The organism is Afipia sp. Root123D2, from assembly GCF_001425835.1.
Lineage (GTDB): Bacteria > Pseudomonadota > Alphaproteobacteria > Rhizobiales > Xanthobacteraceae > Afipia.
Genome location: NZ_LMDP01000005.1, coordinates 38,058 through 62,728, shown reverse-complemented (window position 1 = coordinate 62,728; position 24,671 = coordinate 38,058). Strand labels below are relative to the sequence as shown.

General features: G+C 57.8%; 29 protein-coding genes and 4 pseudogenes. 6 read left to right on the top strand and 27 right to left on the bottom strand.

Translation table 11 applies throughout. The annotated features are described in order from the left end of the window. Positions 1 to 171 precede the first annotated feature (171 nt). The 6 genes and pseudogenes from ASC80_RS24800 to ASC80_RS21780 form a co-directional block, all read right to left on the bottom strand. Entirely contained in the window at positions 172 to 420 is a 249-nt protein-coding gene (locus ASC80_RS24800; protein WP_080900917.1) for a TetR/AcrR family transcriptional regulator C-terminal ligand-binding domain-containing protein, read from the bottom strand. Continuing rightward, entirely contained in the window at positions 384 to 1,223 is an 840-nt protein-coding gene (locus tag ASC80_RS21795) for an HNH endonuclease (protein WP_152647629.1), read from the bottom strand. Before ASC80_RS21795 ends, ASC80_RS24800 begins: the two co-directional genes overlap by 37 nt. A gap of 3 nt (positions 1,224 to 1,226) precedes the next feature. After that, positions 1,227 to 2,741, bottom strand: a complete 1,515-nt coding sequence (locus ASC80_RS21790; RefSeq protein ID WP_080900916.1) for an ATP-dependent nuclease — start codon at positions 2,739 to 2,741, stop codon at positions 1,227 to 1,229. Positions 2,742 to 3,107: 366 nt separating this feature from the next. Continuing rightward, positions 3,108 to 3,608: pseudogene (locus ASC80_RS24225) on the bottom strand (MFS transporter); the annotation flags it as partial. Continuing rightward, positions 3,594 to 4,740 (bottom strand): annotated as a pseudogene (locus ASC80_RS21785) (NAD(P)-binding domain-containing protein); the annotation flags it as partial. The pseudogenes ASC80_RS24225 and ASC80_RS21785, both read right to left, overlap by 15 nt. A gap of 50 nt (positions 4,741 to 4,790) precedes the next feature. Continuing rightward, complete coding sequence (locus tag ASC80_RS21780; RefSeq protein WP_044407298.1) at positions 4,791 to 5,111, bottom strand: ArsR/SmtB family transcription factor; 321 nt, start codon at positions 5,109 to 5,111, stop codon at positions 4,791 to 4,793. A 124-nt stretch (positions 5,112 to 5,235) separates the two neighbouring features. On the opposite strand from ASC80_RS21780, the gene ASC80_RS21775 reads away from it, so the two are divergent. From ASC80_RS21775 to arsH, 5 genes and pseudogenes are all read left to right on the top strand, one after another. After that, the gene (locus ASC80_RS21775) at positions 5,236 to 5,598 is read left to right on the top strand and encodes an ArsR/SmtB family transcription factor (protein ID WP_044407296.1); all 363 of its coding nucleotides are present in this window, start codon (positions 5,236 to 5,238) and stop codon (positions 5,596 to 5,598) included. Further along, positions 5,591 to 6,118: an arsenate reductase ArsC gene (locus ASC80_RS21770; protein WP_044407293.1), complete on the top strand. Its 528-nt coding sequence runs from the start codon at positions 5,591 to 5,593 to the stop codon at positions 6,116 to 6,118. The genes ASC80_RS21775 and ASC80_RS21770 overlap by 8 nt, the downstream gene beginning before the upstream one ends. 2 nt (positions 6,119 to 6,120) lie before the next feature. Next, positions 6,121 to 7,176, top strand: coding sequence for an ACR3 family arsenite efflux transporter (gene arsB / locus ASC80_RS21765; protein ID WP_056301880.1), 1,056 nt, complete (start codon positions 6,121 to 6,123; stop codon positions 7,174 to 7,176). Next, positions 7,173 to 7,577: pseudogene (arsC, locus tag ASC80_RS21760) on the top strand (arsenate reductase (glutaredoxin)). Before arsB ends, arsC begins: the two are co-directional and overlap by 4 nt. Before the next feature lies 1 nt (position 7,578). Beyond that, the gene (gene arsH / locus ASC80_RS21755) at positions 7,579 to 8,289 is read left to right on the top strand and encodes an arsenical resistance protein ArsH (protein ID WP_056301878.1); all 711 of its coding nucleotides are present in this window, start codon (positions 7,579 to 7,581) and stop codon (positions 8,287 to 8,289) included. A gap of 24 nt (positions 8,290 to 8,313) precedes the next feature. Here the strand turns inward: arsH and ASC80_RS21750 are convergent, their stop codons facing one another. From ASC80_RS21750 to ASC80_RS21665, 21 genes and pseudogenes are all read right to left on the bottom strand, one after another. Continuing rightward, positions 8,314 to 9,018 carry a c-type cytochrome gene (locus ASC80_RS21750; protein WP_056301877.1) on the bottom strand — a complete coding sequence of 235 codons (705 nt, stop codon included), beginning with the start codon at positions 9,016 to 9,018 and terminating at the stop codon, positions 8,314 to 8,316. Beyond that, positions 9,015 to 9,152 (bottom strand): hypothetical protein, encoded by a 138-nt coding sequence (locus tag ASC80_RS23905; RefSeq protein ID WP_156464494.1) that lies wholly within the window; start codon positions 9,150 to 9,152, stop codon positions 9,015 to 9,017. Before ASC80_RS23905 ends, ASC80_RS21750 begins: the two co-directional genes overlap by 4 nt. A gap of 8 nt (positions 9,153 to 9,160) precedes the next feature. After that, positions 9,161 to 10,284: pseudogene (locus tag ASC80_RS21745) on the bottom strand (efflux RND transporter permease subunit); the annotation flags it as partial. A gap of 3 nt (positions 10,285 to 10,287) precedes the next feature. Next, positions 10,288 to 10,965 (bottom strand): class I SAM-dependent methyltransferase, encoded by a 678-nt coding sequence (locus tag ASC80_RS23315; RefSeq protein ID WP_082512713.1) that lies wholly within the window; start codon positions 10,963 to 10,965, stop codon positions 10,288 to 10,290. A gap of 18 nt (positions 10,966 to 10,983) precedes the next feature. Next, positions 10,984 to 11,715 carry an NrsF family protein gene (locus ASC80_RS23900; protein ID WP_156464493.1) on the bottom strand — a complete coding sequence of 244 codons (732 nt, stop codon included), beginning with the start codon at positions 11,713 to 11,715 and terminating at the stop codon, positions 10,984 to 10,986. A gap of 49 nt (positions 11,716 to 11,764) precedes the next feature. After that, positions 11,765 to 12,619, bottom strand: a complete 855-nt coding sequence (locus ASC80_RS21735) for a trypsin-like serine peptidase (RefSeq protein ID WP_156464492.1) — start codon at positions 12,617 to 12,619, stop codon at positions 11,765 to 11,767. Between the two features lie 750 nt (positions 12,620 to 13,369). Continuing rightward, complete coding sequence (locus tag ASC80_RS21730; RefSeq protein ID WP_056301874.1) at positions 13,370 to 14,107, bottom strand: cytochrome c biogenesis CcdA family protein; 738 nt, start codon at positions 14,105 to 14,107, stop codon at positions 13,370 to 13,372. A gap of 31 nt (positions 14,108 to 14,138) precedes the next feature. After that, on the bottom strand, positions 14,139 to 14,933 hold the full coding sequence (locus tag ASC80_RS21725; RefSeq protein WP_082512711.1) for a DsbA family protein: 795 nt from the start codon (positions 14,931 to 14,933) through the stop codon (positions 14,139 to 14,141). A 12-nt stretch (positions 14,934 to 14,945) separates the two neighbouring features. Further along, positions 14,946 to 15,920, bottom strand: coding sequence for a cytochrome c oxidase assembly protein (locus tag ASC80_RS21720; protein WP_156464491.1), 975 nt, complete (start codon positions 15,918 to 15,920; stop codon positions 14,946 to 14,948). Continuing rightward, positions 15,917 to 16,426 carry a copper chaperone PCu(A)C gene (locus ASC80_RS21715; RefSeq protein WP_056301870.1) on the bottom strand — a complete coding sequence of 170 codons (510 nt, stop codon included), beginning with the start codon at positions 16,424 to 16,426 and terminating at the stop codon, positions 15,917 to 15,919. Before ASC80_RS21715 ends, ASC80_RS21720 begins: the two co-directional genes overlap by 4 nt. Before the next feature lie 12 nt (positions 16,427 to 16,438). After that, the gene (locus ASC80_RS21710; RefSeq protein WP_056301868.1) at positions 16,439 to 17,065 is read right to left on the bottom strand and encodes an SCO family protein; all 627 of its coding nucleotides are present in this window, start codon (positions 17,063 to 17,065) and stop codon (positions 16,439 to 16,441) included. Between the two features lie 31 nt (positions 17,066 to 17,096). After that, positions 17,097 to 17,552 carry a c-type cytochrome gene (locus ASC80_RS21705; protein WP_056301867.1) on the bottom strand — a complete coding sequence of 152 codons (456 nt, stop codon included), beginning with the start codon at positions 17,550 to 17,552 and terminating at the stop codon, positions 17,097 to 17,099. After that, the gene (locus ASC80_RS21700) at positions 17,545 to 18,417 is read right to left on the bottom strand and encodes a WD40/YVTN/BNR-like repeat-containing protein (protein WP_056301866.1); all 873 of its coding nucleotides are present in this window, start codon (positions 18,415 to 18,417) and stop codon (positions 17,545 to 17,547) included. Before ASC80_RS21700 ends, ASC80_RS21705 begins: the two co-directional genes overlap by 8 nt. A gap of 80 nt (positions 18,418 to 18,497) precedes the next feature. Beyond that, on the bottom strand, positions 18,498 to 18,962 hold the full coding sequence (locus ASC80_RS21695) for a hypothetical protein (protein WP_056301865.1): 465 nt from the start codon (positions 18,960 to 18,962) through the stop codon (positions 18,498 to 18,500). Further along, positions 18,955 to 19,389, bottom strand: coding sequence for a hypothetical protein (locus tag ASC80_RS23305; protein WP_082512710.1), 435 nt, complete (start codon positions 19,387 to 19,389; stop codon positions 18,955 to 18,957). The genes ASC80_RS21695 and ASC80_RS23305 overlap by 8 nt, the downstream gene beginning before the upstream one ends. Positions 19,390 to 19,402: 13 nt before the next feature. Next, a complete protein-coding gene (locus ASC80_RS21690) occupies positions 19,403 to 20,059 on the bottom strand; it encodes a TlpA family protein disulfide reductase (protein ID WP_082512721.1) in 657 nt (218 codons plus the stop codon). Further along, the gene (locus ASC80_RS21685; RefSeq protein WP_349509676.1) at positions 20,059 to 20,805 is read right to left on the bottom strand and encodes a DsbE family thiol:disulfide interchange protein; all 747 of its coding nucleotides are present in this window, start codon (positions 20,803 to 20,805) and stop codon (positions 20,059 to 20,061) included. The genes ASC80_RS21690 and ASC80_RS21685 overlap by 1 nt, the downstream gene beginning before the upstream one ends. A gap of 15 nt (positions 20,806 to 20,820) precedes the next feature. Next, positions 20,821 to 21,264 (bottom strand): DUF411 domain-containing protein, encoded by a 444-nt coding sequence (locus ASC80_RS21680; protein WP_056301863.1) that lies wholly within the window; start codon positions 21,262 to 21,264, stop codon positions 20,821 to 20,823. Between the two features lie 59 nt (positions 21,265 to 21,323). Beyond that, positions 21,324 to 21,767 (bottom strand): hypothetical protein, encoded by a 444-nt coding sequence (locus ASC80_RS21675; protein WP_056301862.1) that lies wholly within the window; start codon positions 21,765 to 21,767, stop codon positions 21,324 to 21,326. 178 nt (positions 21,768 to 21,945) lie between these two features. Continuing rightward, the gene (locus tag ASC80_RS21670; RefSeq protein ID WP_082512708.1) at positions 21,946 to 22,650 is read right to left on the bottom strand and encodes a c-type cytochrome; all 705 of its coding nucleotides are present in this window, start codon (positions 22,648 to 22,650) and stop codon (positions 21,946 to 21,948) included. A gap of 14 nt (positions 22,651 to 22,664) precedes the next feature. Then, on the bottom strand, positions 22,665 to 24,074 hold the full coding sequence (locus ASC80_RS21665; RefSeq protein ID WP_056301857.1) for a multicopper oxidase family protein: 1,410 nt from the start codon (positions 24,072 to 24,074) through the stop codon (positions 22,665 to 22,667). A gap of 179 nt (positions 24,075 to 24,253) precedes the next feature. Between ASC80_RS21665 and ASC80_RS21660 the strand changes: the two genes are divergently transcribed. Further along, entirely contained in the window at positions 24,254 to 24,445 is a 192-nt protein-coding gene (locus ASC80_RS21660) for a hypothetical protein (RefSeq protein WP_152647778.1), read from the top strand. Positions 24,446 to 24,671 lie beyond the last annotated feature (226 nt).

Below are 24,671 nucleotides of genomic sequence, written 5' to 3'. Positions count from 1 at the left end.
TAAGTGCCTGCCAGTGAGCACGAACGCCGCGCCGGCGCGACACGTGCGAGAAGTGCGGACTTTATTTTCTCGAGATGCGCATCATCCCTTCTCGTTGCGAACAGCCCAGGTCGCCAATCCTGGGTCACGCCACACCTTGCTCGGCGCCAGCCGTATCCCCGCGTTGATCACCTACGAAGAAGTCCCCGAATCCACCAGCGGTAAGAAGACTTCGTCGACGATCTCGTTGATGGCTTTGTCTGACAGAGGCTCGAACGTCATCAGAATCTCATGGCGCGCAAGGTCCGTCGGAAGCAGCACGATCCGCGGGGTGAGGCGGGCAGCGACGATCTCGCCACGATTGATCGCGCGTCCCAGGAGAACCGACCCTATTTTCAGGTAAATCAGCTTTCCTCGATCAGCTTGAACCCGCCGTTGCAAAACTCATCGCTTGCCGCAAGGCCCCAATAGAGCGCCGCGCGCCACGCATTCAAATTGCCGCGCTGGCGGCTGCGCGCGGTGTGCTTTAGTTCCGATCGAAGGATGTCTGCACCGCCGGTAAAATTGCGCCGAAACGTGTCCTTGCATTCGACCAATTCGACTGCGGCACTCCCCGCGTACAATGACCCGAGTTCGAACAGCTCAAAATGTCGCCGCGCTCTGGCTATACGCGCCGCCGGCACTCCGGCGACGGGGTCGATGGAAAAACTGACCTGCACGGTGTTGGTAATACCGATCGTTGCTCGGAGAATCCGGTGCGAACTCCAGTCGTCAAAATACGGATGAAATGTCTGTTCGGCGTGTGCGCGAGGCGCATGTTCCTGTTTGACTTTGTTACAATCCGAACAGCTCGGCACCAGGTTGGCTGGAAAGACGGCAAACTCGGGATACCCTGATTGCGGCAGATAGTGATCGAGCGTTTTGACGTCCCGCGCGCCACAGAGCGGGCAGCGTCGATACTTCGCGCCCGCCCGCAGGCGGTCATAGACCGGGCGCCCTTTGCCACGGACGAGAACGCGATCATAGACGTTAGAAAGATCTTCCTTGCTGACACCGTCGGGATCTTCAGCCATCAGCTGGAAGAGTTCTGTGCGAGTCGCCAATTCCAGATATTCGGTCGCGCGCTCCCCGATCCGTTCGGACAGGGCAAGAAGCGCACTGCGAAGTTTTGGGTCTCGGGTGCGCGCTGCCAATCCGCGAAACACCACCTCTGCATCATCCGTTGGACACGAAATCGCAATCACGGCTCAGCGCTCCTCCCAGAGCGCGCGAACTAGTGCGCGGCCCTCGGCACCTATATGGTCCTCGAAGGTCGCCAGTGCCTGGTCGACAGTGTTTGATCTTGAAACGACGTCCGAGATCAGCGCGTGATATCCGCTTGCGGTGAATTCAACCCGAAAAATCTCGCGTGTCAGCAGCCCGACATTCTCAGCAAAGGTTTCGACCTCTGGACGCTCGATCCCAATGCTTGCTCCGTCACGGAAAAACAGCGACACACAATTGCTGGGTACTTCCTGAGCAATGACGGGTGAGTGAGTGGCCAGAATGGCCACGCCGTTGCGTTGCGCCAATAGACCCGAGAGCGCACGGACGAACGATGCCGCGAGCGGGGGATGAAGATGGGCTTCCGGCTCGTCGATCAGAACCAGCGTTCGCTCGCTGACCAGCTCGACTAACCGCGTCATGGTGAGCAACACAATCTTGTGGCCGGAGCTTGCCGCGTCAAACAATTGAACTGCAGTGTTCTCGAAGTCGTCTTGCGGCAAGTCGGCAAGTCGTTCTAATCGCAGTGCGGCAAAAAGCGGATCGCTTTCCAGGATGCGCATGGCAGACCGCCATCGCGGCTTTCGCGAGCTGCGCAGGCATTTGAGGGTACTCGCGACAAAGTCAGTGCGCAGATCAGCTGTCGTCTTATTTCGTGCCTCATGCCTACCGCTCTTCAGGCGCACGTTCTTCTTCAGGCCAATATAGGCGTATTGCAGGCCTGTGGCGGTCCCATCATTGGGTATGGCGGGGTCAAATTCATCGAACGCGCTGAAGGCCACGGTGACAAGGTTTGCGAAGCCTTCCTCACCATTGAGCTCATCGTCGTCGGTGATGAAGGTCAGGCGTCCGAGCGATCGTTTCCGCCCGACCCGCAGTAGGGTACTGATCGAACGAAGAAGTGTTGTTTTTCCGACGCCGTTGCGGCCGATAATGGCATGAATATTTGTCGGCGGAACCGCGTCGGGGGTCACCTGAACTTCGATGACGGCATCGTCCGATTCGGGAAACTTGTACCGGAAATGGAACGGCGTCAGCATCGCCTGCTCGTGTGCAATGGTTCTGAGTTTGGTCAACTCTCGTGCCGAAACAGACCGGAGCAACGACGTCTCGAACGCGGTTTCGTTCTGGACGGCGGCGAAAATATCATCATTCCAGACCACGTCCTGCAGTGCTTCGAAAATCGCGATGCGATCCTCTTCATCGACCGCAATTAGATTTTCGTAATATTCTTGGCTTTGTCCAAGTGATGCATATTCCGGCCCGAGGGCGGCAAAGCCGTCTTCGACCTGGGTGTATCCGTGGCGCATGTTGCGTTGCATAATCTTAACAGCGCCGATGTCATGACGGGTACCATCGCCGTCCAAATAGATAAGCGAGAACGCCGTTTTATAGGAATAGTCGTCCCAATTATCGGTTACGAGAAAACATTGCCGGCCACCGGCAATGTCGCGCTCCACGCGCGAACTGCGCGAATACGGTATGACCGTGAACTGCAAGGGGAATCTCCAAGCGGCGGCGTATGCAGGTCGCCGAATAAAATTGAGTAAAATTGATACGTGCTTTGCGGCGATCCCGCTAGCATCGGGCGGCTGCCGGGTGCTTGAGAACCCTTTGCGCCCTTACTAATGGGGAGGATGAGATGGGTTGATTTCAGAAGGGTCGCCTCGTGTGACATACGTCGCAGCTAGCAAGGTCGGATGGACGACTTGTTTCTGCCATAAGGAGTGCCTATCCATTGCTGTGAAATCTCTTATTTCTTCAACTATTTCAATTACTTATGTTCCATAATCTATATTATGCGAATCAAATTTCTAACCTGCTTAACAGCGGCCGATGTTATTAACGGTGGGATCGCAATGCCATCAGCTTTTCGCCTCTTCGGCCACGGTGTTCTTGGTTGCATGCCTTGGCACCAATAACAGCGCAGCGAATGCGACAAGACTCAGTAACGACAATACAACCAGAACCCCTCCCCATAGTGGATCAATCAGCAGGCTGAATCCCAACGGAGCCAATGCCTGACAAACGCGCGAAGGTGCGCCCAATAATCCAAGCCGATAGCCATAGTTTTCGGGGCCGAAGATCGCCAGCGGCAACGTTCCCCGAGCGATCGTGAGCAGGCCGTTGCCTGCGCCGTGAAGCAAAGCAAATGCCGCGGCCGCAGGCCCTCCGAATATCCCGATCACGCAGGCATCGATCGGATGCGTGATGCAGGCAAGCCGCGTCGAAAGCAATGGATGGAATCTGCCAAGCGTACTCGCTTCAAGGACATGCGCCGCGACCTGGGCCGGACCGATCATCATCCCCGCAAAGACGGCCTGCCCCGGTGTGGCACCGAACGCCTCGACGATGCGCGGTAGATGTTCACACCCCGTGATCATCAGGAACGTCGGCGCCCGCCCATAGGACTTCATGCCGGCGAGATACAGCCCCGGTTCATCCTGCCGGAGTTCGGGGGCGCACCGTCCCGCAACTGTGTTCGTTTGGATCGATCAAGGGCGCTAGATCGACCGGGGCCTCGATCGCGGAATCCAGGCGCAACCGCATTTCGCCCAGAAACGAGAGATCGGGCCGGAATCCCGTCGCCACGATCAACTCATCGACGACGACGTGGCGGCCGCAGCAGGCTAACCCTGCCCCGATGCGTAACCGTTCTCCCAACGCGGAAACGTGCGTGACGCCGAAACCATTCCACCTTGATCCTGCCGTTGGCAACGAGGCCAGCAAATACCGCGCCCAATTCGCCACGGGCGACCAACTTGTCGTTGGCACCTCCGCCGAATGCTTTCGACGGATCGGTGCCGCGGAGAAGCCAGATGACCTCCGTTGTCGGGGCCTCATCGCGAAGGCGCGCCAGATCGGTCAACGTACCGATGGCGGAATGGCCTGCGCCGAGCACAGCAACGGTTTTGCCCTTGTACCGCTCCCGATCGTTTCCGGAGACGTCAGGCATTCCATAGATGATCCGGCTTGCACAGTCCCGTTCCCCGATTGCAGGAAGCCCGTTCGCGCCCGCGGGATTGGGAGACGACCACGTTCCAGACACGTCGATCACGGCGTCGGCCCGCAAGACCTAAGGCCCCTTGCCGTTCTGAAACCGGATTTCGAACGGCGCGTTCTCACGGCCTCTCGTCTTTGCCTTGTCGAATCCGACGCGGCTGATCGCCGTCACGCGACTGGATGTCCGGATGACATCCTTCAGCGGCGTCTTGGTCCCAAGGGGATCGAGATAGTGGTCGAGCAACTCGCCGCCCGTAGGATAGACTTCCGGATCGGGGGATTCCACCCCGTTGAAGCCAGCAGGCGAGCCGCCGCGCCGTCGATGTTGTACTTCCAAGGCGAGAACAGTTGAACGTGCCGCCACTGCCTGACCGCGTGACCGGTCCGCTCTCCAGCCTCCAGCACGATCGGTGTCATGCCGCGTTCCATCAAGTGAGCGGCGGCGGCAAGACCGACGGGATCCCCGCCGATGACGGCTACGGTTTTCGATGTCATTTTCCATTCTCCATATTTCTAGAATGACCGAAATTTAAGGTCCGAAAGACTTAGGCAGCGGTCTTTGTCTCGTTACATCCGGTGGCTTCGTCGGCACAGCATTCAGCCACGAGGAAATCCACCAGCCCACGCATCGTGTCGTACTCGGCATGACACACGAGCGTCGTCCCTTCCCGGACTTGCCGGATCAGGCCGACGCTCACCAGCGACTTGACGTGATGGGACAAGGTGGACGGAGCGACCTTCAATTTTTCCTGCAAACGGCCAACGGGCATTCCGGACTGCCCCGCCCGCACGAGCGTCCGATAAATCCGGAGCCTCGTCGGATTGCCGAGGGCTTCGAGGCGCGATGCTGCGTCGATGAGTTTCATGCCAGAATACTGAGCGGGAAGCTTTCTGGAGTCAAACCATATTTCTAGAATATTCGAAATATAAGTACCTCCGATTTCCTCGAAACAGGTTGACAAAATCGAATATTTCCATAAGTCTGGATATATGGAAATCGAACAAGCCATTCTGGCGCTCGGCGCCCTCGCTCAGCAAACCCGCCTCCAGGCCTTCCGGGTCCTGGTACAACATGAACCCGATGGATTGGCCGCCGGCGATCTCGCGCGATTGCTTGAGGTGCCGCAGAACACGCTTTCGGCCCACCTCTCCGTGCTGACCCGGGCCGATCTCGTGACGTCCGAGCGGCACAGCCGTTCGATCGTGTATCGGGCGAACCTCACAACCTTCCAGGCGATCACCGTCTTCCTGTTGCAGGACTGCTGCGGCGGTCGACAGGAAATTTGCGCGCCCATTTTCGAAAGTCTCGTCCCTTGCTGTCCGCCTCCGAAGAAGGAGAAATCTCGTGCCTGACCGCGTCTATAACGTCCTGTTTCTCTGCACGGGCAATTCCGCCCGCTCAATTCTGGCCGAATCCATCCTGCGCAAGGACGGAAGCGACCGCTTCCGCTCATTCTCCGCAGGTAGCCAACCGAAGGGAGCGGTCAATCCGGTTGCATTGCGCGTACTGGCCAGCCTCGACTATCCCACGGACGGTTTGCGTTCGAAGAGCTGGCAAGAATTCGCCGCTCCGGATGCGCCCGTGATGGACTTCGTCTTTACGGTTTGCGACGGCGCCGCCGGGGAAAGTTGCCCTGTCTGGCCGGGGCAGCCGATGACGGCGCATTGGGGCATCGAAGACCCCGCGGCCGTGGAAGGAATCGACATCCAGAAGGAAGCCGCGTTCGTTGCCGCACTTCGCTACATGAAGAATCGCATTTCGCTATTCACCGCTCTTCGGCTTGCTTCGATCGACAGAATGGCGCTCGGCACCAAACTTCATGACATCGGAAACTCCGAGGGCTCGACGTCGGACCGACCTCAGGTGGCCTGATCATGAATACGTTCGAACGATATCTGTCTCTATGGGTCGCCCTTTGCATCGTCGTGGGCATCGGCCTCGGCCAACTGGTGCCAGGTTTCTTTGCCGCGGTTTCAGGCGCTGAAATCGCGAAGGTCAACCTGCCGATCGCCGTGCTGATCTGGCTCATGATCATCCCGATGTTGCTGAAGATCGACTTCGCCGCCATGGGGAAAGTCACGGAGCACGCGCGCGGCGTCGGCGTGACCCTCTTCATCAACTGGGCGGTCAAACCGTTCTCGATGGCATTGCTGGGGACGCTGTTGATCGGTCATTTGTTTGCGCCGATGCTCCCGGCTGACCAAACCCAGTCCTACATCGCCGGTTTGATCTTGCTGGCGGCAGCGCCCTGCACGGCGATGGTCTTCGTTTGGTCCAATCTCGTGGGCGGCGAACCCCACTACACGCTGGGCCAAGTGGCGCTCAACGACGTGCTGATGGTGTTCCTGTTCGCGCCACTGGTCGGCCTGCTCCTCGGCGTGGCTTCCATCACCGTGCCATGGGAAACACTGTTGCTATCCGTTGTCCTCTACATCGTGGTTCCGGTCGTCATCGCGCAGGTATGGCGTCGCGCCTTGCTCAACATCGGTTCGGCCGCATTCACCCGGACCCTAAGTCGGCTCCAGCCGCTATCCCTGATTGCCCTCCTCGCCACCCTGATCCTGCTGTTTGCATTCCAGGGCGAACAGATTGTCGCGCAGCCCGCCGTCATCGTCATTCTCGCAATCCCGATCCTGATTCAAGTCTACTTCAATGCGGGTCTCGCCTATTTGCTCAGTCGGCATTTCGGAGTGGCGTGGTGCGTGGCCGCACCCGCCGCGCTGATCGGCGCCAGCAATTTCTTCGAACTCGCCGTGGCGGCGGCCATCAGCCTGTTCGGGGTCAATTCCGGAGCGGCGCTCGCCACCGTCGTTGGCGTGCTCGTCGAAGTGCCCGTAATGCTTTCGGTCGTGAAGATCGTGCGGATGTCTCGCGGTTGGTACGAATCGCGCCCACCCGAACAGATCAAAAGCGCCGAGGTTCGCTCATGAGCGTCACCATCTATCACAATCCGGATTGCGGGACGTCCCGCAACACTTTGGCAATGATCCGTCAAAGCGGCGTCGAACCGGAAATCATCGAATATTTGAAGCAACCGCCGTCACGCGAAAAACTGGTCGAGTTGATTACCCAAATGGGTATCTATCCTCGTGACCTGCTCCGAATAAAGGGTACGCCGTACGACGCTCTCGGACTGGCGGATTCAAAGTGAAGCGACGACGATTTGATCGACTTCATGGTTACTCATCCGATTCTGATCAATCGCCCTATCGTCGTGACATCCAAGGGCGTCACGCTGTGTCGTCCTTCCGAAGAAGTGCTGTCCATTCTCCCGAAACCGAACATCGGACGGTTCGTAAAGGAAGACGGTGAAATCATCAATGCGGACTGAAATGCAAGATTTGCCGAACATCAACGACGAAGCCTTCGTCCATCCCGATCCCGGATCGCTGCATCGCCCAATGCCGACGCACCGCCCGCGCATTCTTCTCCTGTACGGATCGTTGCGCGAGCGGTCATTCAGCCGTTTCGCCACGGTTGAAGCGGCGCGCCTTCTTCAAACCTTCGGCGCGGAGACCAGGATCTTCGATCCCTCCGGCCTTCCTCTCCCGGACGACGTCCCGGCAACGCACAAGAAGGTTCAGGAACTTCGTGAGTTGTCTGCTTGGTCGGAAGGCCAGGTCTGGTGCAGTCCGGAGCGCCACGGTGCGATGACCGGCATCATGAAGGCGCAAATTGACTGGATTCCGTTATCGATCGGCGCGGTGCGACCGACGCAAGGCAAAACGCTGGCCGTCATGCAGGTCTGCGGCGGTTCTCAATCGTTCAATGCCGTCAACCAGCTTCGCGTCCTCGGCCGATGGATGCGCATGATCACGATCCCGAACCAGTCGTCGGTCGCCAAGGCCTATGAACAATTCGATGAGGCCGGGCGCATGAAGCCGTCGCCCTACTATGATCGGATCGTCGACGTCATGGAAGAGCTTATGAAGTTCACGTTGCTGACGCGTGGCGTATCCGGTTATCTCACGGATCGTTACAGCGAGCGCAAGGAAACGGTCGAACGCATTTCAGAGCGCATGAGTCTCGGCACGGCGCTCTAGCCGACGCTCCGAAACCGGACATTCCTAGCATTTTTTCTCGATGAATCTCCCGATTTCATTAGGTGCAGCGAAGATCACCGCCGCACGATCCCCCATCATTCCCGCAGGCATAATTGCGGGCGCACCTTTCTCTGGCCCGTCGTTGCTTGAATCGGTCATGAAGCGAAGATTGCGTTCCCAGAACGCACGCGTCTTTCCGTCGGCGGTAGCAACCCGATAAGTATCACGGCAATAGGTGATCGCCTTTACCTGCTTGGCGGGCTCAATCTTCTTCAGATTTGGGTCGCGGCCTCCGCCCATCATTCCGCCCATGCCTTTCATCTGCGTCTGCGCGGATTGCGTGGGTGCGGCTCCCGGCTTGGTGGCCTCCTTGAGGAACGCCAACAGGTCTGCGCGGGCGCCGGGGTCCTCGATGCCGTCGAACGGCATGTCGTTGTCCGGCACCATCCGCTTTGGATCAGTCAACCATCCGTCGAGCGCACGATCGTCCCAGATAATTCCCGATGACTTAAGCGCATCGGAATAACGGTCGAAACTCGGCAGCGACCCGGCCTTCCGTCCCCACAGGTTGGCCAGACTTGGTCCTGTCATGTTGCGGCCGGGTTCGAGCGAGTGGCACGGCGCGCAGGCTCTGAAGTCGCGCTGACCGCGTGCGGCATCGCCCTGCTCGGCGAGAGCCGGCGTCAGCAATGCGCCGGCGAACAGTGCCGCGATCCCGAATATTCTCATGGTCGGTCTCCTTTGCGTCCGGACAACAGATACTTGACGAGCGCCGCCGCGGTCAGGATCAGCACGACGATGACCAGCAGCCCGACCAGCGCCACGCCCCACATCATCCCGGGCATCATCATTCCGTCCATCATGGCTCACCTCATTTGGCTGGTTCCGGAATATGCTGTGTCACTCTCTTTACAGGAGCCGAAGGCGTTGCAGATTGATCGCTGCCGCCGTTCGGAAGTCGGTATCCCTTGACCAAGCCGAAGATCGCCGGGATCACGATCAGCGTCAGCAACGTCGACGAGATCATGCCACCGATCATCGGCACCGCGATCCTCTGCATGATTTCGGAACCGGTGCCGGTGCTCCACATGATCGGCAGCAGGCCCGCCATGATGGCGACGACCGTCATCATCTTCGGCCGCACCCGCTCGACCGCGCCTTCCATGATCGCATCATAAAGGTCTCGACGCGTAACCTTCCGGTCCTTGAGTGTGCATCGCAATTTGACCTCATCAAAGGCCTGATTGAGATAGATCAGCATAACCACCCCGGTTTCGGCGGCGACGCCTGCCAGTGCGATGAATCCGACGGCGACGGCGACGGACAGGTTGAAGTTCAACAACCACATCAGCCACAGGCCACCAACCAGGGCAAACGGCAGCGACAGCATGACGATCATGGTTTCGGGGATGGAGCGGAAGTTGAGGTACAGCAGCAGAAAGATGATCAGCAGCGTCACCGGCACTACGATTTTCAACCGTGCGGTGGCCCGCTCGAGATACTCGTACTGGCCGCTCCAGACCACGTAGTAGCCCGGTGGAAACGCGATGCTGGTATTGACGGTGAAGCGCTGGCGACCCTCAACGGTCGTGGTCACCGTCTGCCCCCCAGTGCGGTGGCGATCACGTCCTGCACGTCCTGGATCATAATGCCGTAACGCGCCAGCGCCATCCGATCGGGCGTGATCTCGAGATAGTATCCGCCGATGCCGCGCTCGGCATAAGCCGACGATGTGCCCGGCACCGCCTTCAGAACCCGCTCGACTTGTTTCGCCAGCTTGTCGATCCCATCCAGATCGGGGCCGATCACCGTGACGCCGACCGGTGTCCGGATTCCGGTCGACAACATGTCGATGCGGGCCTTGATTGGCATGGTCCAGGCATTGGAGACGCCCGGGAATTGCAACGCCTTGTCCATTTCGGCGGTGAGGCTATCGATCGTCGCGCCGGGGCGCCATTGCCGCTTCGGCTTGAGGTTGATCACGGTCTCGAACAAAACTTAGCGCTTTCGTGCTTTCACGATCGAAATCCGTCCTGACTCGAATGAATGAGATGACATCCGTGACGCGCCTGCGAGGCCAGCTTTCGCTAGAAAATCAACCCAACTACCGTCGAAGTGTGGCGTTACCGCAGCGACTCCTGAGATGCGTCCCGCTAGCTCGAGAATCCGCCGTTCTTTAGCATTTTCCGGCTTGTCGAAATCGACTGCTCGTAACGTCCCACCATGCCGTAGAACCCGGCCCATCTCTTTAATAATGCCAAGCTTTGCCTCCGGAGGATTGTCATGGAGCGCAAGCGTACAAATAACCGCATCGAACGAACCCGCGTTCAGCGGAAGCTTGCCCAGAAGAGACGCATGAACAACAGTAATGTTCCCGAGCTGTTTCCGAGCAGCACTAAGCCGCATCCTTTCGGCAGCCTTTGAGTTTGGGTCCACAATGACGAAAGTTGCTTCGGGATATCGAAGCGCGAGCGAAATCGCCGTGGAGGAACTGTGCGGCCCAAAATTGAGTATCCGATCACCTGCCTTGGGCTTAAGAGAAGCGACGAGTTCTTCCTGCCAGCTTGCATCGCGAGCCAAGATGGCAAACGAAAGATTATAAAACAGTTTAGCAACCCAAAATCGGTACCGGACTAATAGTCCTGGCGAACCTTGCTTGATAGATGACTTGATCACCGTTCGTCTCCGCCGGCGTTAAGTTGGTGTACGGGCCGCCAACGGACCTGTCCGTGTGGCGCAGCATAGCAACTGTTCGTCGACCAAGACGTACGACGCCGACATCAAGCAAATCACCACTGCAGCAGGCCCGGGCCGAGCTTGCTCCCCACGACGGCACAGATGACGATCGGGAAGCTGTACCAAAGTGCGATCGATGGAAGCGCCCCATCCACACAAGGGAAGGCGCACGCCAATGCGGCAAGGCCGCCTGCCACGAGACCGGCGATTTCGCCGGCGCGCATTGGATCGGTTGACGCCCCCACGCGCAGGCCCCAGATAATGCACGCGAAAGGCAAGACCGCGAGCACCGGAATCGCGACATGTCGTCCAATCCCGCCCGACGATCATGCCGGCCCAGCTAGACCAATGAGACAAAGCGAGAGCCACGGTAGCTGATACTGCGACCGTAGCGAATGGAATGAAGACGAGCTTGGGAAGACTGTACATCCGCGCTTCAGGACGTGTTAGCTGAGGCAGGAATACCGCCGCAGTTGCAACAACGCCTGACGCAAAGAAGATCTTGATCAACAGGGTGCCCAGGGTTCTTCCACTCGGAAATTCAATGCGAGGATTAAAAAGCAGGAGCATCGCGCCGAAAGCTGCCGCTGTGCCGAGCGCGACGGCGAGGATCATCGTCCACATGATACGCCGCCGCCCCACCGGCGTGAGGTCCGCGGCGAGTAATTCAATCAGCTGATCGGTTGTCATGGCCTTCCTTTCTCGCGCCAATAGCTATATCGATTCCTCGTAGCAGCGATCAGTAGTTCCCGGAATTAACGGTTTGGACGGGACCGTTGTCCAGTTGCCTGGAGAGTGTGAACGCCGCATCCGAGAACATCCAGGAAGCGACGGCCTGGTTGCCGACAAATTTTCCAACGTGGCCATCCGCGTCGCTCGCAAAGATCGAAGCGGTGTGGATGCCGATGAGGGCGTAACCTGACCCGTCTCGCAGCAGTAGCGGGGCTCCAGAAGAACCAGGCCGCGCCACACAGGTGTGAAGGAGTGTATCCCATACCAGATCGCGAACACTGCAGACCGGATCGACGCTAAGGACTTCGGCGTTGCCGATATCGTTCGAATACGCCGGCAAGAGGATTTGCCGTTCAGACAACTCTTCGGTCCTCAACGAACGATGGCTCAGAAGAAGCGGCTGGACGTCCGTAGGCGCGCGATTAAGAACAAGTATAGCCCAATCTCTCGAAGCATCCCGGACAGATTCGTGCGTAAGGCTCTGCTTCGATCCGACGGCCCAGACTGTTGCCTGGAAGGGTCCAAGATCAGCTCCCGCTTGATAGGCCAGATGGAACGAAAAATTGGATTTTCTTGTCGTGCCGTCTCTTTCAGCGACGCAATGACCTGCCGTAATGATGATCCTTGGATTGAGCACGATCGCTGCTGTACACGTCATTGTTCCTTTGAATTTTCCGATCGCCGAATAAGGCGCCAAGCTTGCATCGACGATCTGATGATGGTCGATCTCAGAGCCGCTATACCATGCATCGTCGCGCTGGCCTGCTGAATGCGGATTGAAGCCCGAGGGTAACGCAGTAAATGCAACGGGAAGCAAAACGACAAGGCTTCCCAGTACGGCCAAAGTTTGTGAGGTTATCATTTCGTCCTCCCGGTCATTGCGTTGTCGCAATGCCAACCAATGGGATAACGGTTCGGCTGTTGACTGCTGATCTCAGGCGCCGCGCATTGAGATTATCGTCCGCCAGCAATCCGAACGATTAACCACCGAAATGAATTGTTCGAGGAAGCCTTCAGGCTTGATGTTGACCTGATGCACACGAACCTGCGATGCCCGCGGGTGCGGCCATCTCAACTGATGACGATAAGTCTCGGCGGAGGTGGATCAGGTGCGCGGCCGTGATCGAGAGCGGCTTCAAAAACGGATGGCGTTGCTGCCGGGAGGCTGACCAATGCCAGAACAATCACAAGTGGAGCGAGGGCACTTGCCGTACTGCAACCGGTACCGCAAGCAACTGCACACGCGTCGCAAGCCTTTCCGAAGCATCGGCCGCATTTCATCGACATGCGACTTGCTTGACGAGGAATTGCAGATTGAACAAGGGTGGCTTGGGTCACAATCGGGGCTTCTGGGCGCGCACTCGTCTGCCCGACCGTAGGCAGCATCAATGCCATGGCTAGCAACAGCAAGGACAACGAACGTACGATGGCTTCCATATCGATAGGATAGCAAAAACGCTCGGCTGAGCGCCACCTAATTGGCGTTGACGAGGTGGCAAGGCCGGACGCGAGTGCGATGCACAATTCCGTCAACGATACCGACCCAGTCGGCTTGCAACCTTGGCAAGATCAAACAACTCGAAGCATCGCGACCCTGTTGAAAACTTGTCGCTCATCCTATGGTGGACAACAGCGGAAAGGTTTCCAACAGCCAGAATGAAAACGTCGAAAGCTGGCCGGTTATAATCGCCACGCCCATGAGGACCATGATGCTTCCCGCGACAATCTGAAGGATCCGGCCGACACGACCGATCGACTTGAGCCTTGCCAACAGCCCGCCCGTAAACAAGGCCACCAATAAAAACGGCAGACCAAGCCCGAGCGAATACACAGCAAGAAGCTTCACCCCTTCGGCAACCGTGGCCGAGGCTGCACTTACCGTGAGGATCGCGCCAAGCATGGGACCAATGCAGGGAGTCCAGCCAAACGCGAATGCCATTCCTAGGAGATAGGCGGCGACCGGGCGGCCGCCCGGAAGCACAATATCAAACCTGAAATCACGCTGAAGCCAGAAAGGACGCAGCAGTCCGGTCGCAAAAAGGCCAAAGCCAATCACGACCAGCCCGCCAATCAGATTCAGCTCGTAGCGATAAGAGATGAGCGCTTGGCCGAGAGCCGTTGCGCTTGCACCTAGGATTACGAAAATTGTCGCGAATCCCAGCACAAAGCAGGTACTCAGGGCAAGCGCACGTGCTCGCACGACCAGCGCTCGCGACGCGCTCGAATCCGGCATCGATTGCCCGGCAATGTACGACACGTAACCGGGCACCAACGGCAGGACGCAAGGCGACAAGAACGAAATGACGCCCGCAATAAAGACGGCTGAAGTCGCAGCAACCGAACTTTCCATCACTTGTCAAAACCGTCGGGTTTCGTCCTCGTCATTGCCGATGCTCTCGCGCTGTACGAATCATCGTCTGTAGGGTCTTCAGATCGGTCGCACCGCGCAGAATCTGATCACCTACAACAAAGCCTGGCGTGCCGTTGATGCGGAGCGCCTGAGCCAATGCAAAGTTCTTGGCAATCAGCGCCTCAATTGCAGGGTCTTTCATGTCGGCGTTGAGACGATCCATATCCAGTCCCACCGCGGCGGCGACCTCCTTGACCTTTCCTGAATCAACCGCGCCGTGCACCTCATAGAGCGCCCTATGGAACGCAACATACTTGCCTTGTTTGTTGGCCGCGAGTGCCGCTTTGGCAGCAACGATCGAGTTTGGCCCCAGAATCGGGAACTCCTTGTAAGCCACGCGCAGTTTTGGATCGGATTCCTCGGCCTTGGTCACGACTGACGCGACCTGGCGACAATAGGGGCAGTTATAGTCAAAGAATTCCACAAGAGTGATGTCCCCATCGACATTCCCGCTCACCGGGGTGGCCGCATCACGAAAAATCTCGTCTGCGCGGCTTTTGACAATCGCCTGAACTTCGGTCTCGTCTTTGGCGCGTTGACGCGCCTCAAGTTGATTGACAGACTGCATGATAACGTCAGGGTGAGCCATCAGATAGTCATGCACGCGACGTTCAAATTCGTCGTTCGGCGCGCCTGTCGAGAGATTCGCGGTCTGCTGTCGGCGGAATCCGGGATCGAAAGCAAGCCATGCAGCGGCCGCACTCACCAGAACAAGCGGCAAAACCAACCAAGCGACACGGCGCCCTGTCCAAAATCTTTGTGTCATCCGAACCCCTCGTCATTCTTTCCGATGCTGATCTGTTGAACCCTGCGCAACCGATCTCGATTGTGATCGGGCACTCGTCTCGCGGGTTGCCTTTTCCAGGTAGGCAATGATGTCTCTCCGGGACGCCGCATCTACAACGCGCGCCGGCATTCTCACGCCAGCGATGAATTTGCGAGGATCGGTCAGCCAGCGATCGAGATTGTCAGCGGACCAGCTAAGACTGGTATTGGCCAGCGCAGGCGAATATTTATAACCGGCAGCAGAGCCGGCCTTGCGTTCAAACACGCCGCCAAGCATCGGTCCTGTCTTGTTGGCGCCAAGTGCATGGCACGAAGCGCACCTTTCGCTGAAGAGCGCCTGCCCGCGAACTGGGTCAGGTTCGGCACTGGCAACGAAGCGCGAAAGATCTTTGGCGTTCTCCGGCTTGACAGAGCGAAAGAACGTATATGACAGCGTAATGGCATCGACATCGCGCGTATCGGGATCGCTGGCTAACGCCGGGTCGACGAAGAAGACGACGGGCATATCGACCTTCTGATGTGCGTTGAGACGCTCCTCGTCAAAGCAGAAACATTGGATCTTATTGAAGTAGATACCCGTAGTCTGAGGCGTTACGTTAAACGTGGCATGCCCAACGATAGCCTGATCCGTGAGATTTTCGGCTGTGAAGGATACAAGCTGCTGCTCCCCGAGACGGACTTTCACTTCGCGCTGCACCGGCTCAAAACGCCAGGGCAGGCCTGGCGCAACATTGCTATCGAACCGCACGGTAATGACACGACCTGAGATAGCGTTCATGTCGGAGTCAACCCTTTGCGTCGTGCCCCCATAGCCGGTTGCTGCACAGAACAGTCGGTAAAGCGTTGGCGAATATGCAACGACGCCAAGCATGATGCCGATGACGCCAATGGCCGGCACAACGACCCTCAAATTTCTCCGTCGCGTGAGATTCATCATCGATACTTTCGCTGCTCGATCGTCGCTCATTTCTTCATCGGCTTGTCAGCCCCGTGCGCCATCGATCCCATACTCCCGCCTTGCATGGCGCCAACCTTCGCAACGGAAGCTGCCACGTTGACTTTGCCGGCCTTTTCGAAATCCAGGGTCAGCGGGATAGTCTGGCCTTCCTTCAACGGTTGTTTCAGTCCGACCAGCATCGCATGCGTATCACCGGGCTTTAGGATGACTTTCGCGCCGGGTGGAATATCCATCGCAGGCAGCTCACGCATACTGGAAACACCGTTTGCCTCGCTAACGCTGTGAAACTGGACCTTGTCTGCCACTGGCGTTGTCGCACCTAGCAGGCGATCCGGGATCGCACTTTTGTTGACCACAGTCATGTACACCGCGCCAGCCTTCGCTCCTGCCGGTGTCGCGCGCGCCCACACGTGCTCGACAGCAATCGTATTGGCGTCCGCCGTTTGCGCTTCCACCTGACCGCTGACGGACAACGCAACCGCCAACGCACCAATCAGTTTGTATGTGAGCTTCATCTCATTTCTCCGTTACTGTCTTGAACGTGATATTTCCTTGCGCAGCCAGCTGGCGATCGCTTCGCCATCCTCGCTGCCCTGGATGACGCTCACGAATTTTCCCGTGGGACTCATCAGATAGAGGTAACCGCTGTGCGAGACGAGATAATCCCTGTCATCGGTCCCTGACTTCTGTTGCGCGACGTAGATACGGTATTCCTTGACGACGCGATCGATCTGCGCCTGAGTGCCCGTCAACCCGAGGATCCGTGAGTCAAACGATTTTAGGTACTCGCTCAAGACGTCCCGCGTATCGCGCGCGGGATCGATGGTAATGAACATGGGCTGGATCTTGACCGCATCCGAACCGAGCTTCTCGAGCGCCACGGTCATGTTGTTGAGCGTCGTCGGACAAACATCCGGGCAAAATGTGTAACCGAAGAAAATGAGGGCCCACTTGCCCAGATAGGTTTTCTCGCTGACGACTTCGCCATTCGTTGCAACGAGCGTGAACGGGCCGCCAATGAGAGGGGTACCGGACGTTGTTGGTTTTGGTAACGATGGCGTCACCGGGCTAATGGTCCGCCACGCCCAAGCTATCGCAACAGACGTTGCGATAGCGAGAGCGACGATAATCAGAAATTTGCGTAGGCTTCTCATAAGAATCGATTGTCCTTGCGATAATCGAGGGCTAGGGCATCCGGCTCGGCGCGGGATGATCGCGGGTCTCGTCCGATTGAAACTGGCGTTGCTCGGGAGTCCACAGCGTCCTCAGATAGCTAATCACCGCGCGGATCTGCTCCGGCGTGAGCGCATCGCTGAAGGCTGGCATGGTCATTCGTTTAGACTTGTTGAACGGATCGCGCCAACCCTTGCTCACCATCTCGTACAGAGCGGCATCGGAGTGCCGCCAGGTGTGACCTTCTGCATTGTGCGGCGGCGCTGGAAGCTCGCCAAGCGCATCGCGTTCCTGCCAATTTGGCGCCCCCTCAGCGTTGGCGCCATGACACGACGCGCAATGTTGTTCGTAGATCGCCCGCCCTGAATTGATCGAGTCGACGTCGGGCACCGGCGTTTCACCATTCGCACGTGCGACGACGGTCTGACCGGCCACGATAAGCATCACACCCATCGCGACCCTACGCATCGACCCGAGTCCAGGTGTTACCGTCATCCGTGCTCCGGAACAAAGCGCCGTTCCCGTCGATCACGTAGAGGATATTGGAAGGAGCAAACGTGACTGTAATCGCATTGGCGTTCGGCCAAACCATCTGACTCCAATTTTCTCCGCCATCCTTGCTGCGAAAAAGCCCTTTGTCGGTGACGGCATAAAAGTGATCGGGATGGCTCGGGTCGTAAGCAACGCTACGGGCCTCGGTCCCGAGCTTTCCGGCATCCTGCCAAAGGCAGAAGCAATCCATCGTCCGCCGAACGCCTTTGGCGGTCGCAGCGAACAGCCAGCCAGTTTGCATACTTCCGGTCATATCGGAGTGGATCAACTGACGGATGCCACCCTGAGAGCCACGGTCCATCAAACGCCAGTTCCTTCCGGCGTCTTGACTGCGGTACACGCCGTGATCCGATACGACAACGTAGACGGTCTCCGGTTCGGTGGTATGTGCTGCGACAGCGACAACATCTCGGCTGGGGAGTCCGTCGTTGCGCTCGATCCAGCTCTTACCGCCGTCCTCGGTTCGCAGTACACCCAATCCCTTTCCCACCACGTAGGTAACACCCTTGGCGGCTGGGGATGGTGCGATGCTGGCTATCTGGCCGTTCTCGGAAGCGGGAATCCGGATCGCTTTCCAGCTTCGTCCGCCGTCGGCGCTCTGATAAAGTGTTCGGCCGTCCGATTTCAATAGCGCATCAGTGCCGCGGTCATAGGCCAGAGCAACGGCAGCGGCATCTTGCTGATTTGCTCCGGCAGTTCGGATTGCCCCGGCCCCGAGAATGAGCACAATCACCAGCGCCGCGGCACCCAAGTCGCGTACAAAACCATTAAGCCGTCTCATTGCAATCCCTCATGGGCTTCAGTCGCAGCACAGTAGAGGGCTGAGTACCGATCGGGACCGCCGCCCAGCCTTTATCGGCATCACTTCTTCTCTGGCTCAGCAGGCACATTCTTCTTTTCCTGGTCTTTCGGCTGGTTGTTGCTCATCATGTTGTTGTGCTGCTCCATCATTTGGCTCATCTGTTTCATCATTTGGCTCATTTGCTTCATCATGCCGACCATTGCGTCCTGGCTGCCTTGCGACATTTCGCCTCGACCCATCATGCCGTGACCGCCTTGCATCATGCCGCCTTGACCCATCATGCCACCGTGACCGCCTCCCATCATACGTCCTTGACCCATCATGCCGCCTTGGCCACCTCCCATCATTCCGCCCCGACCCATCATGCCACCCTGACGGTCTTGCATCATCCCGCCGTGCTCGCCTTGCATCATGTCGCAGTGTTCGTTCTGCATCGCCCCTTCCTCGGCGTAGAGGGGCGACGCGGTTGAAGCGCTCGCGGCAACAATGAACGCGAGCAAGAGCGGTGTTGTGATCTTACGCATGGGAGTCTGTCCTTTCGTTGAGTGCCTGAAGCTTTTTGACTTGCGATGACTGAGGTTGATCAACCACGCCGTGGCAACAACTTGAGCCGCTCGCCGTTGGCTGGTCCATCTTGGCAGCCCCAAGCACGCCGGACGATGTCGCAGAGTTCGTCGCATCGCCTGATACTGTCGATTGCGCTTTGTTGGACCGGCACATCGCGCACACGCCAAATCCGCACATCACCAGGCAAGGCAGCGTACTGAGAATGACCGGCGCAAGGCCGGCTGCCACCAACCACCCCCAGCCTCCGAATGACAGTCCGGCAATCACGGCGAGACTGCCGAGCGCCAGAAGAGCCCATCGATTGCCGAGATAGTATCGTGCCGCGTTGAGTACATCCCGCCCGAGCGGCGGATCAGCCGTCGCGGTGGTTCGTGGTAACGTCATGCGATCTTCTCCTTCATGGTTGCCTGTTGCTATCGGTGCCACCGGCTGGGATGCCAACGCTGCGTTTGCCGCAGGGTGGCGTTGCGGCTAATTTTGATTCTTTCGAGAACGGCGCCGCGGCGTCTCTCGCAATCACGCAACTAATGACTTCAGTGATCTCTGGCGCATCCCACTCGGCAGGTCCGATAAGCCTGCCGATCTCCCGACCCTCGCGATCGATCAGCAGCGATGTCGGAAGGCCTACCGCTCCCAGGTCGCGCGTCGCCTTCGCCGAACTGTCGAGGTATATCGCAAGCTTTCGGATTCCGATCTCGGCAAAGAACTTGCGCACCGCATCCATGCGGCGGTCAATCGACAGCGCCACCACCTCGAAGTCGGTTCCCCCCAACGCAGATTGCAGCCGGTCGAGTGTCGGCATCTCCTTGCGGCACGGTACGCACCAGGTCGCCCAGATATTGAGGAGCACGACCTTGCCGTGGAAATCAGCCAAACTTCGCGACTGACCATTGGCGTCCTCGAACTGGATCGCCGCAAGCGGCTTGGGTCTCTCGTTGACAGTGAGATGCCTGCTCGGCTCCTGCGCCGCCGCAATTGTCCATGTCGCAACAACGAGGACGGTTGCCGCGAAGCAGAGACCCACACCACGTACAAGCAATCGTTTCACGGACATCATGGTTGCCGCAGCTTTCGGATCAGTGGAAGAATCGTGTCTTCGAGCACCTTTGGCGTCACCGCTCCGATGTGTTTGTAAGCAACACGGCCATCCTTGGTGATGACGAACGTTTCAGGCACGCCGTAAACGCCCCAATCAATTGCCACGCGTCCGTTGCGATCGGCACCGGTGCGGGCATAAGGATCGCCCATCGCGTTGAGCCATCGCGCGGCGTCATCAGGCTGGTCCTTGTAATTAAGTCCGTGAATGGCAACGATCCCCTCGGCCTTCAACTGCATGAATACCGGATGCTCTTCCCGGCATGCGGTGCACCACGAGGCAAAGACATTGACCAACGATACTTCGCCGATGAGATCGATACTGGCCAGACCAAGCGCGCGGCCTTTGACCGGCGGCAGCGCGAACTGTGGTACCGGCTTCCCGATCAGCGCCGACGGGATCGTGCTTGGGTTACGGGTCATCCCCCAGGCAAGTACGACTGCGAGTCCCAGAAAAATCGTGAGAGGGCCGAGAAGGATAATTCGTCGGATTCCCGCATGCGCACCGCCACCAACAAGGCCGGGTGTGGCAAGAACCGGCTGGGCGCCTGTTTCCATTCCAAATACTGTCGACGGCCAGCGCCAGTAGCGTCGCAACAGGAGCACGATACCGGCCAAGATGGCCGATACGAGGAGTAAGCCCGCTGCGGTGATCGCCAGTAAAGTGGCCTCCCAACCTAACTCGGATTCACCCATGGCCAGCATCGTAGATGCTCCGCTCTACTCGGTCGCAAAGACCTTCCCGGGCACAGTATCGTTCCCGATTTCATAGACCGGAAGCGGTCCTGTCTTGTGGCCGGTCATTCCCGGCGTCCCCGCGGGCATCCCCGGAATCGAAATGCCAGCGATGGTCGGACGTTCGGCGAGTAGCTTCTTGATGGCACCCGCAGACACATGGCCTTCGACTGCATACTTGTCGATGACCGATACATGGCAGCCTTCAAACTGTTCGGGAACGTGCAACTGCTTCCGGACGACCGCCAGATCCTGCTTCGAGTCGACCGTGACTTCGAAACCTGCACCGCGCAAATACTCAGCATAATCCAGGCAACAGCTGCAGTTCGGATTTCTGTACAGCGTGACTTTTGTCTTCTCTTGCGCGACAGCTTGGACTGTCACCGATCCCAACAAAAGCAATGCAAACAGTAGTTTGATCATTCTCATTTTCCGTCTCCGAATTGAATATTTCTTCTTTTCGATAGGTAGATCTAGCGTGGTGCTGCTCAACCGATGAAAGAACTGATTTCGCGCGGGGCGGCGAACACGACGAACGCCCGGTCGCTACTGGTGGGCATCAAAACCGGGGTGTGTTCGGCTGGTCCACGATTGCTGGCATCAGTCTTGAAACGCAGGTCGAATTCCGAGTACGAGACCACTTTCCCGGAAGCCGTAACAACGCGATAAGTGTCGCCGAGGTTACTGATTGAGACGACCTGATGTTCCGGGCCGAGCGTTCTCAAATCCATGGTCGCCGCCGCTGGAGCGCGGGAGGTAGGCTTCAGGTTCTCTCGAGAAACACGTGACTTATCGCTTCCAACGTTAGCGGCAAGCGCTTCGTCACTGTAGCCACGACGGGTCAACGTCAAGGTCGCTGCAATGCTCGCAACCGTGGCAAGAAATGAGCGGCGGCGAAGCAGCCGACCTTTAGATGAATCAATGTCAGACATGATATTGTCCTTTTGCTAGTCGCGATTGCGACCTCCTTGAGGATGTCGAATGATCGTTCTCTGTCTTTGGCATAGGCGATGCTCTTCACGTGTCGACCAGCGTTGTCAGCGTTTATCGATCCAATGCAATGCGGTCATGTCCTAGCATCGGCGATCTCGCTCCCTTGGCGTAGTGCGTTCAACATTTTTTCTCGACCAAACTTCCGATTTCATCCAGATTTGAAAATACGACCGACGCGCGATCCCCCTGCATCCCGCCATGCACAAGCACAGGCTTTCCCACTTTTGGGCCGTTCGCGCTGGAATCGATTTTTAGGCGCAGATTCATCTCCCAGAACGGACGCTGTTTTCCGTCCGCCGTCGCGACGAAAAATGTCTCGTGGCAAAATCGGAGGCCCGTCACCTGTTGTTCCGGAGGGGCGGCGGCTAACGGTTCTGGCGCCTGACCGCGTGCGGTTTCAGCGTCGATCAGTCCCTGCGCTACAACGGTCTTGGCGCCGCCAGGTATCATTGCGATCTTGAGAAAGGCGATGAGATCGCTGCGCACTTTTCCATCCTTGATCCCGCGAAAGGTCATGTAAGTGCCAGGCACGAATGCCTTCGGATCGGTAAGCCAGGCATTCAGCGACGTCTCATCCCACTGAAAGCCCTGCTCCTTGAGTGCGCTGGAATATCTCACGAAGTCCGTGACCGACGCGGCCTTCTTGCCCCACAGCCCGTCAAGGCTGGGTCCGGTCAGATGCAAATTGGGCTCGAGCGAGTGGCAAGCCGCACAGGCGCCATAGATCCTTGCACCGCGTTTTGGATCGCCATCGGCGTAAGCCGCATGAGATGCGAAGAATACAAGTGCCGTACAGAAAACAAGATACGCTTTCATTTTCATCGAATAGCTCCGCCTCAGGCTACACGGATGACGGCCGTCATGCCGCCGTCCTGATGATCGAGAATGTGACAGTGGAACATCCAGTCACCTGGATTATCGGCGACGAAAGCGATGTCGGCAGTCTCCCGCGGTGGAATCAGCACGGTGTCCAGCCACTCGCGGTCGCGCGTTGGTTGGCCGTTGCGTGCAATCACCCGGAACGAATGCCCGTGTAGGTGTATCGGATGAAACCAGGCGGTTTCATTGCGGATGCTGATGACGCAGGAACGTCCACGGGACAACGTGATCATCGGCGTCATATCGTGACTCGTTCCAGCAACGTTATTAATCGACCATCCCATGCCGTTGCCGCTCATGCCCATCATCATGCCGCGGCCACTCATCATCCCGCCCCCCAGGACTGCGGTGTGCTTTTCGGCGTTGTCGATATCTGGCTCCGGCATGGTGTTGGAGCGTATTCGTGAGGGCGCATGGAGTGGCTGCGCTCGCAGCAGCGGCTCCTTGCCGTATTCGAGTTCGACCAGCTTGTAGAAATCACGATAGAATGTATCGACCACGCTCGCGGTTGCGCCGGGCGTTCCGCTCATGTCGAGCAGAACGTCGGCGCGCATCGCCGGTCCCAATACAACGCGGTTATCTGATGGCTCGCGCGGCTCGACTGGTTGCCCATCGAGCGCAACAATCAACGGCCGAAGATCCCTGAACTCGAGTCCGAAAATCCGCGCTGGTGCGGCATTGATCAATCGCAAACGCAGCCGTTCTCCGGCGAGAACGGAGATTTTCTCGGGCACATGGCCGTTGATGGTAACAACATTGCCAATGCGCCCGGCCATCGTCACTTCCATGCGATCACCGAAGTCGTTGACAATCGACGCATCACGCGCCAAGCGCCAATCGCGAAGAACCCAGACAAGGTCGCGATTCACGACAAGCGGTTCGCTCTCCTCGACGATCAACGCTCCAGCCAAACCTCGGCCAACCTGCTCGGCACTGTGGTGATGCGGGTGGTACCAATAGGTGCCAGCATCCGGAACATCGAATTCGTAGGTAAATGTCTCCCCGGGGGCGATCGGCTTCTGGGTCAGAAACGGCACGCCATCCATTGCATTCGGCACCCGCACGCCATGCCAATGCACTGTCGTTGCCTGAGATAATTGGTTCTCAACCAGGATTCGCAAGCGCTCGCCTTGGCGAACTCGAATCTCCGAACCAGGGATGTTGGCGTTGTAGGACCAGACAGCCGTATCAGGGTGAGGCGGACCAACCAGCGATACGCGGCTTGGCGCAGCTACGAGCGTAAATTCTCGAACAGGCGCAGCAGTACCACCACGACTGCCGCGCGGAAATAGAGCCGCTGCCGCCAAACTTGCGCCGCCGACGAAAAGCGACCGCCGGTCAATGCCAGGCCATCGAATCGAGTGCATGAAGATCCGTCCTTGATGCCGCTTTGAATCGTGCCGCAGCCTTTCAGCCAGACGCAGGCCACGATTAGACACACACGACACGCCACAACGCGTCGATGCTCATTGCGAATTGCACCCGCAATGGGTGCAAATTAGCTCAAGACAACAGATCGAGGGGGATAAGGATCGGGGGACACATCGTGCCCGACCAAAAGACGCGGCGTCAAATATTGACGGCTTTCGCCAGCGACACCGTCAATCGTCGCTACTTCGGGGAATACCGCAGCCACGCCAATGCAATACACGGAGCAGAGGTTGACTGGAACGCCACTTTTGCTTCCGGCGCAACCATTGCAACTGCCTTGCCCGGACATGTCGCTCAGGGCAATTGATGCCATCTTCCCATTCATCGACGAGGCGCGCACGCCAACTCCCACCGTCCCCAACACCAAGGAGAGGATAAGAACCACGGCAGAAAATTGGCGAAACACACCAGTCATGATCTTCTAGAGATACCGGTTTCCACAATGGATTACCAGAGGTGCGCCACCTCAGATGACCGTTGGTTCTAAACTTTTTGTGAAATGAGCGCGCCGCTCATGCCCACGGTGACAAACA

Coding starts and splice junctions, on each gene's coding strand:
- ASC80_RS21780 (WP_044407298.1), bottom strand. CDS start 5,111: ATGAAACTCATCGACGCAGCATCGCGCCTCGAAGCCCTCGGCAATCCG.
- ASC80_RS21775 (WP_044407296.1), top strand. CDS start 5,236: ATGGAAATCGAACAAGCCATTCTGGCGCTCGGCGCCCTCGCTCAGCAA.
- arsB (WP_056301880.1), top strand. CDS start 6,121: ATGAATACGTTCGAACGATATCTGTCTCTATGGGTCGCCCTTTGCATC.
- arsH (WP_056301878.1), top strand. CDS start 7,579: ATGCAAGATTTGCCGAACATCAACGACGAAGCCTTCGTCCATCCCGAT.
- ASC80_RS21750 (WP_056301877.1), bottom strand. CDS start 9,018: ATGAGAATATTCGGGATCGCGGCACTGTTCGCCGGCGCATTGCTGACG.
- ASC80_RS23905 (WP_156464494.1), bottom strand. CDS start 9,152: ATGATGGACGGAATGATGATGCCCGGGATGATGTGGGGCGTGGCGCTG.
- ASC80_RS23900 (WP_156464493.1), bottom strand. CDS start 11,715: ATGACAACCGATCAGCTGATTGAATTACTCGCCGCGGACCTCACGCCG.
- ASC80_RS21735 (WP_156464492.1), bottom strand. CDS start 12,619: ATGATAACCTCACAAACTTTGGCCGTACTGGGAAGCCTTGTCGTTTTG.
- ASC80_RS21730 (WP_056301874.1), bottom strand. CDS start 14,107: ATGGAAAGTTCGGTTGCTGCGACTTCAGCCGTCTTTATTGCGGGCGTC.
- ASC80_RS21725 (WP_082512711.1), bottom strand. CDS start 14,933: ATGACACAAAGATTTTGGACAGGGCGCCGTGTCGCTTGGTTGGTTTTG.
- ASC80_RS21720 (WP_156464491.1), bottom strand. CDS start 15,920: ATGAGCGACGATCGAGCAGCGAAAGTATCGATGATGAATCTCACGCGA.
- ASC80_RS21715 (WP_056301870.1), bottom strand. CDS start 16,426: ATGAAGCTCACATACAAACTGATTGGTGCGTTGGCGGTTGCGTTGTCC.
- ASC80_RS21710 (WP_056301868.1), bottom strand. CDS start 17,065: ATGAGAAGCCTACGCAAATTTCTGATTATCGTCGCTCTCGCTATCGCA.
- ASC80_RS21705 (WP_056301867.1), bottom strand. CDS start 17,552: ATGCGTAGGGTCGCGATGGGTGTGATGCTTATCGTGGCCGGTCAGACC.
- ASC80_RS21700 (WP_056301866.1), bottom strand. CDS start 18,417: ATGAGACGGCTTAATGGTTTTGTACGCGACTTGGGTGCCGCGGCGCTG.
- ASC80_RS21695 (WP_056301865.1), bottom strand. CDS start 18,962: ATGCGTAAGATCACAACACCGCTCTTGCTCGCGTTCATTGTTGCCGCG.
- ASC80_RS23305 (WP_082512710.1), bottom strand. CDS start 19,389: ATGACGTTACCACGAACCACCGCGACGGCTGATCCGCCGCTCGGGCGG.
- ASC80_RS21690 (WP_082512721.1), bottom strand. CDS start 20,059: ATGTCCGTGAAACGATTGCTTGTACGTGGTGTGGGTCTCTGCTTCGCG.
- ASC80_RS21685 (WP_349509676.1), bottom strand. CDS start 20,805: ATGCTGGCCATGGGTGAATCCGAGTTAGGTTGGGAGGCCACTTTACTG.
- ASC80_RS21680 (WP_056301863.1), bottom strand. CDS start 21,264: ATGAGAATGATCAAACTACTGTTTGCATTGCTTTTGTTGGGATCGGTG.
- ASC80_RS21675 (WP_056301862.1), bottom strand. CDS start 21,767: ATGTCTGACATTGATTCATCTAAAGGTCGGCTGCTTCGCCGCCGCTCA.
- ASC80_RS21670 (WP_082512708.1), bottom strand. CDS start 22,650: ATGAAAATGAAAGCGTATCTTGTTTTCTGTACGGCACTTGTATTCTTC.
- ASC80_RS21665 (WP_056301857.1), bottom strand. CDS start 24,074: ATGCACTCGATTCGATGGCCTGGCATTGACCGGCGGTCGCTTTTCGTC.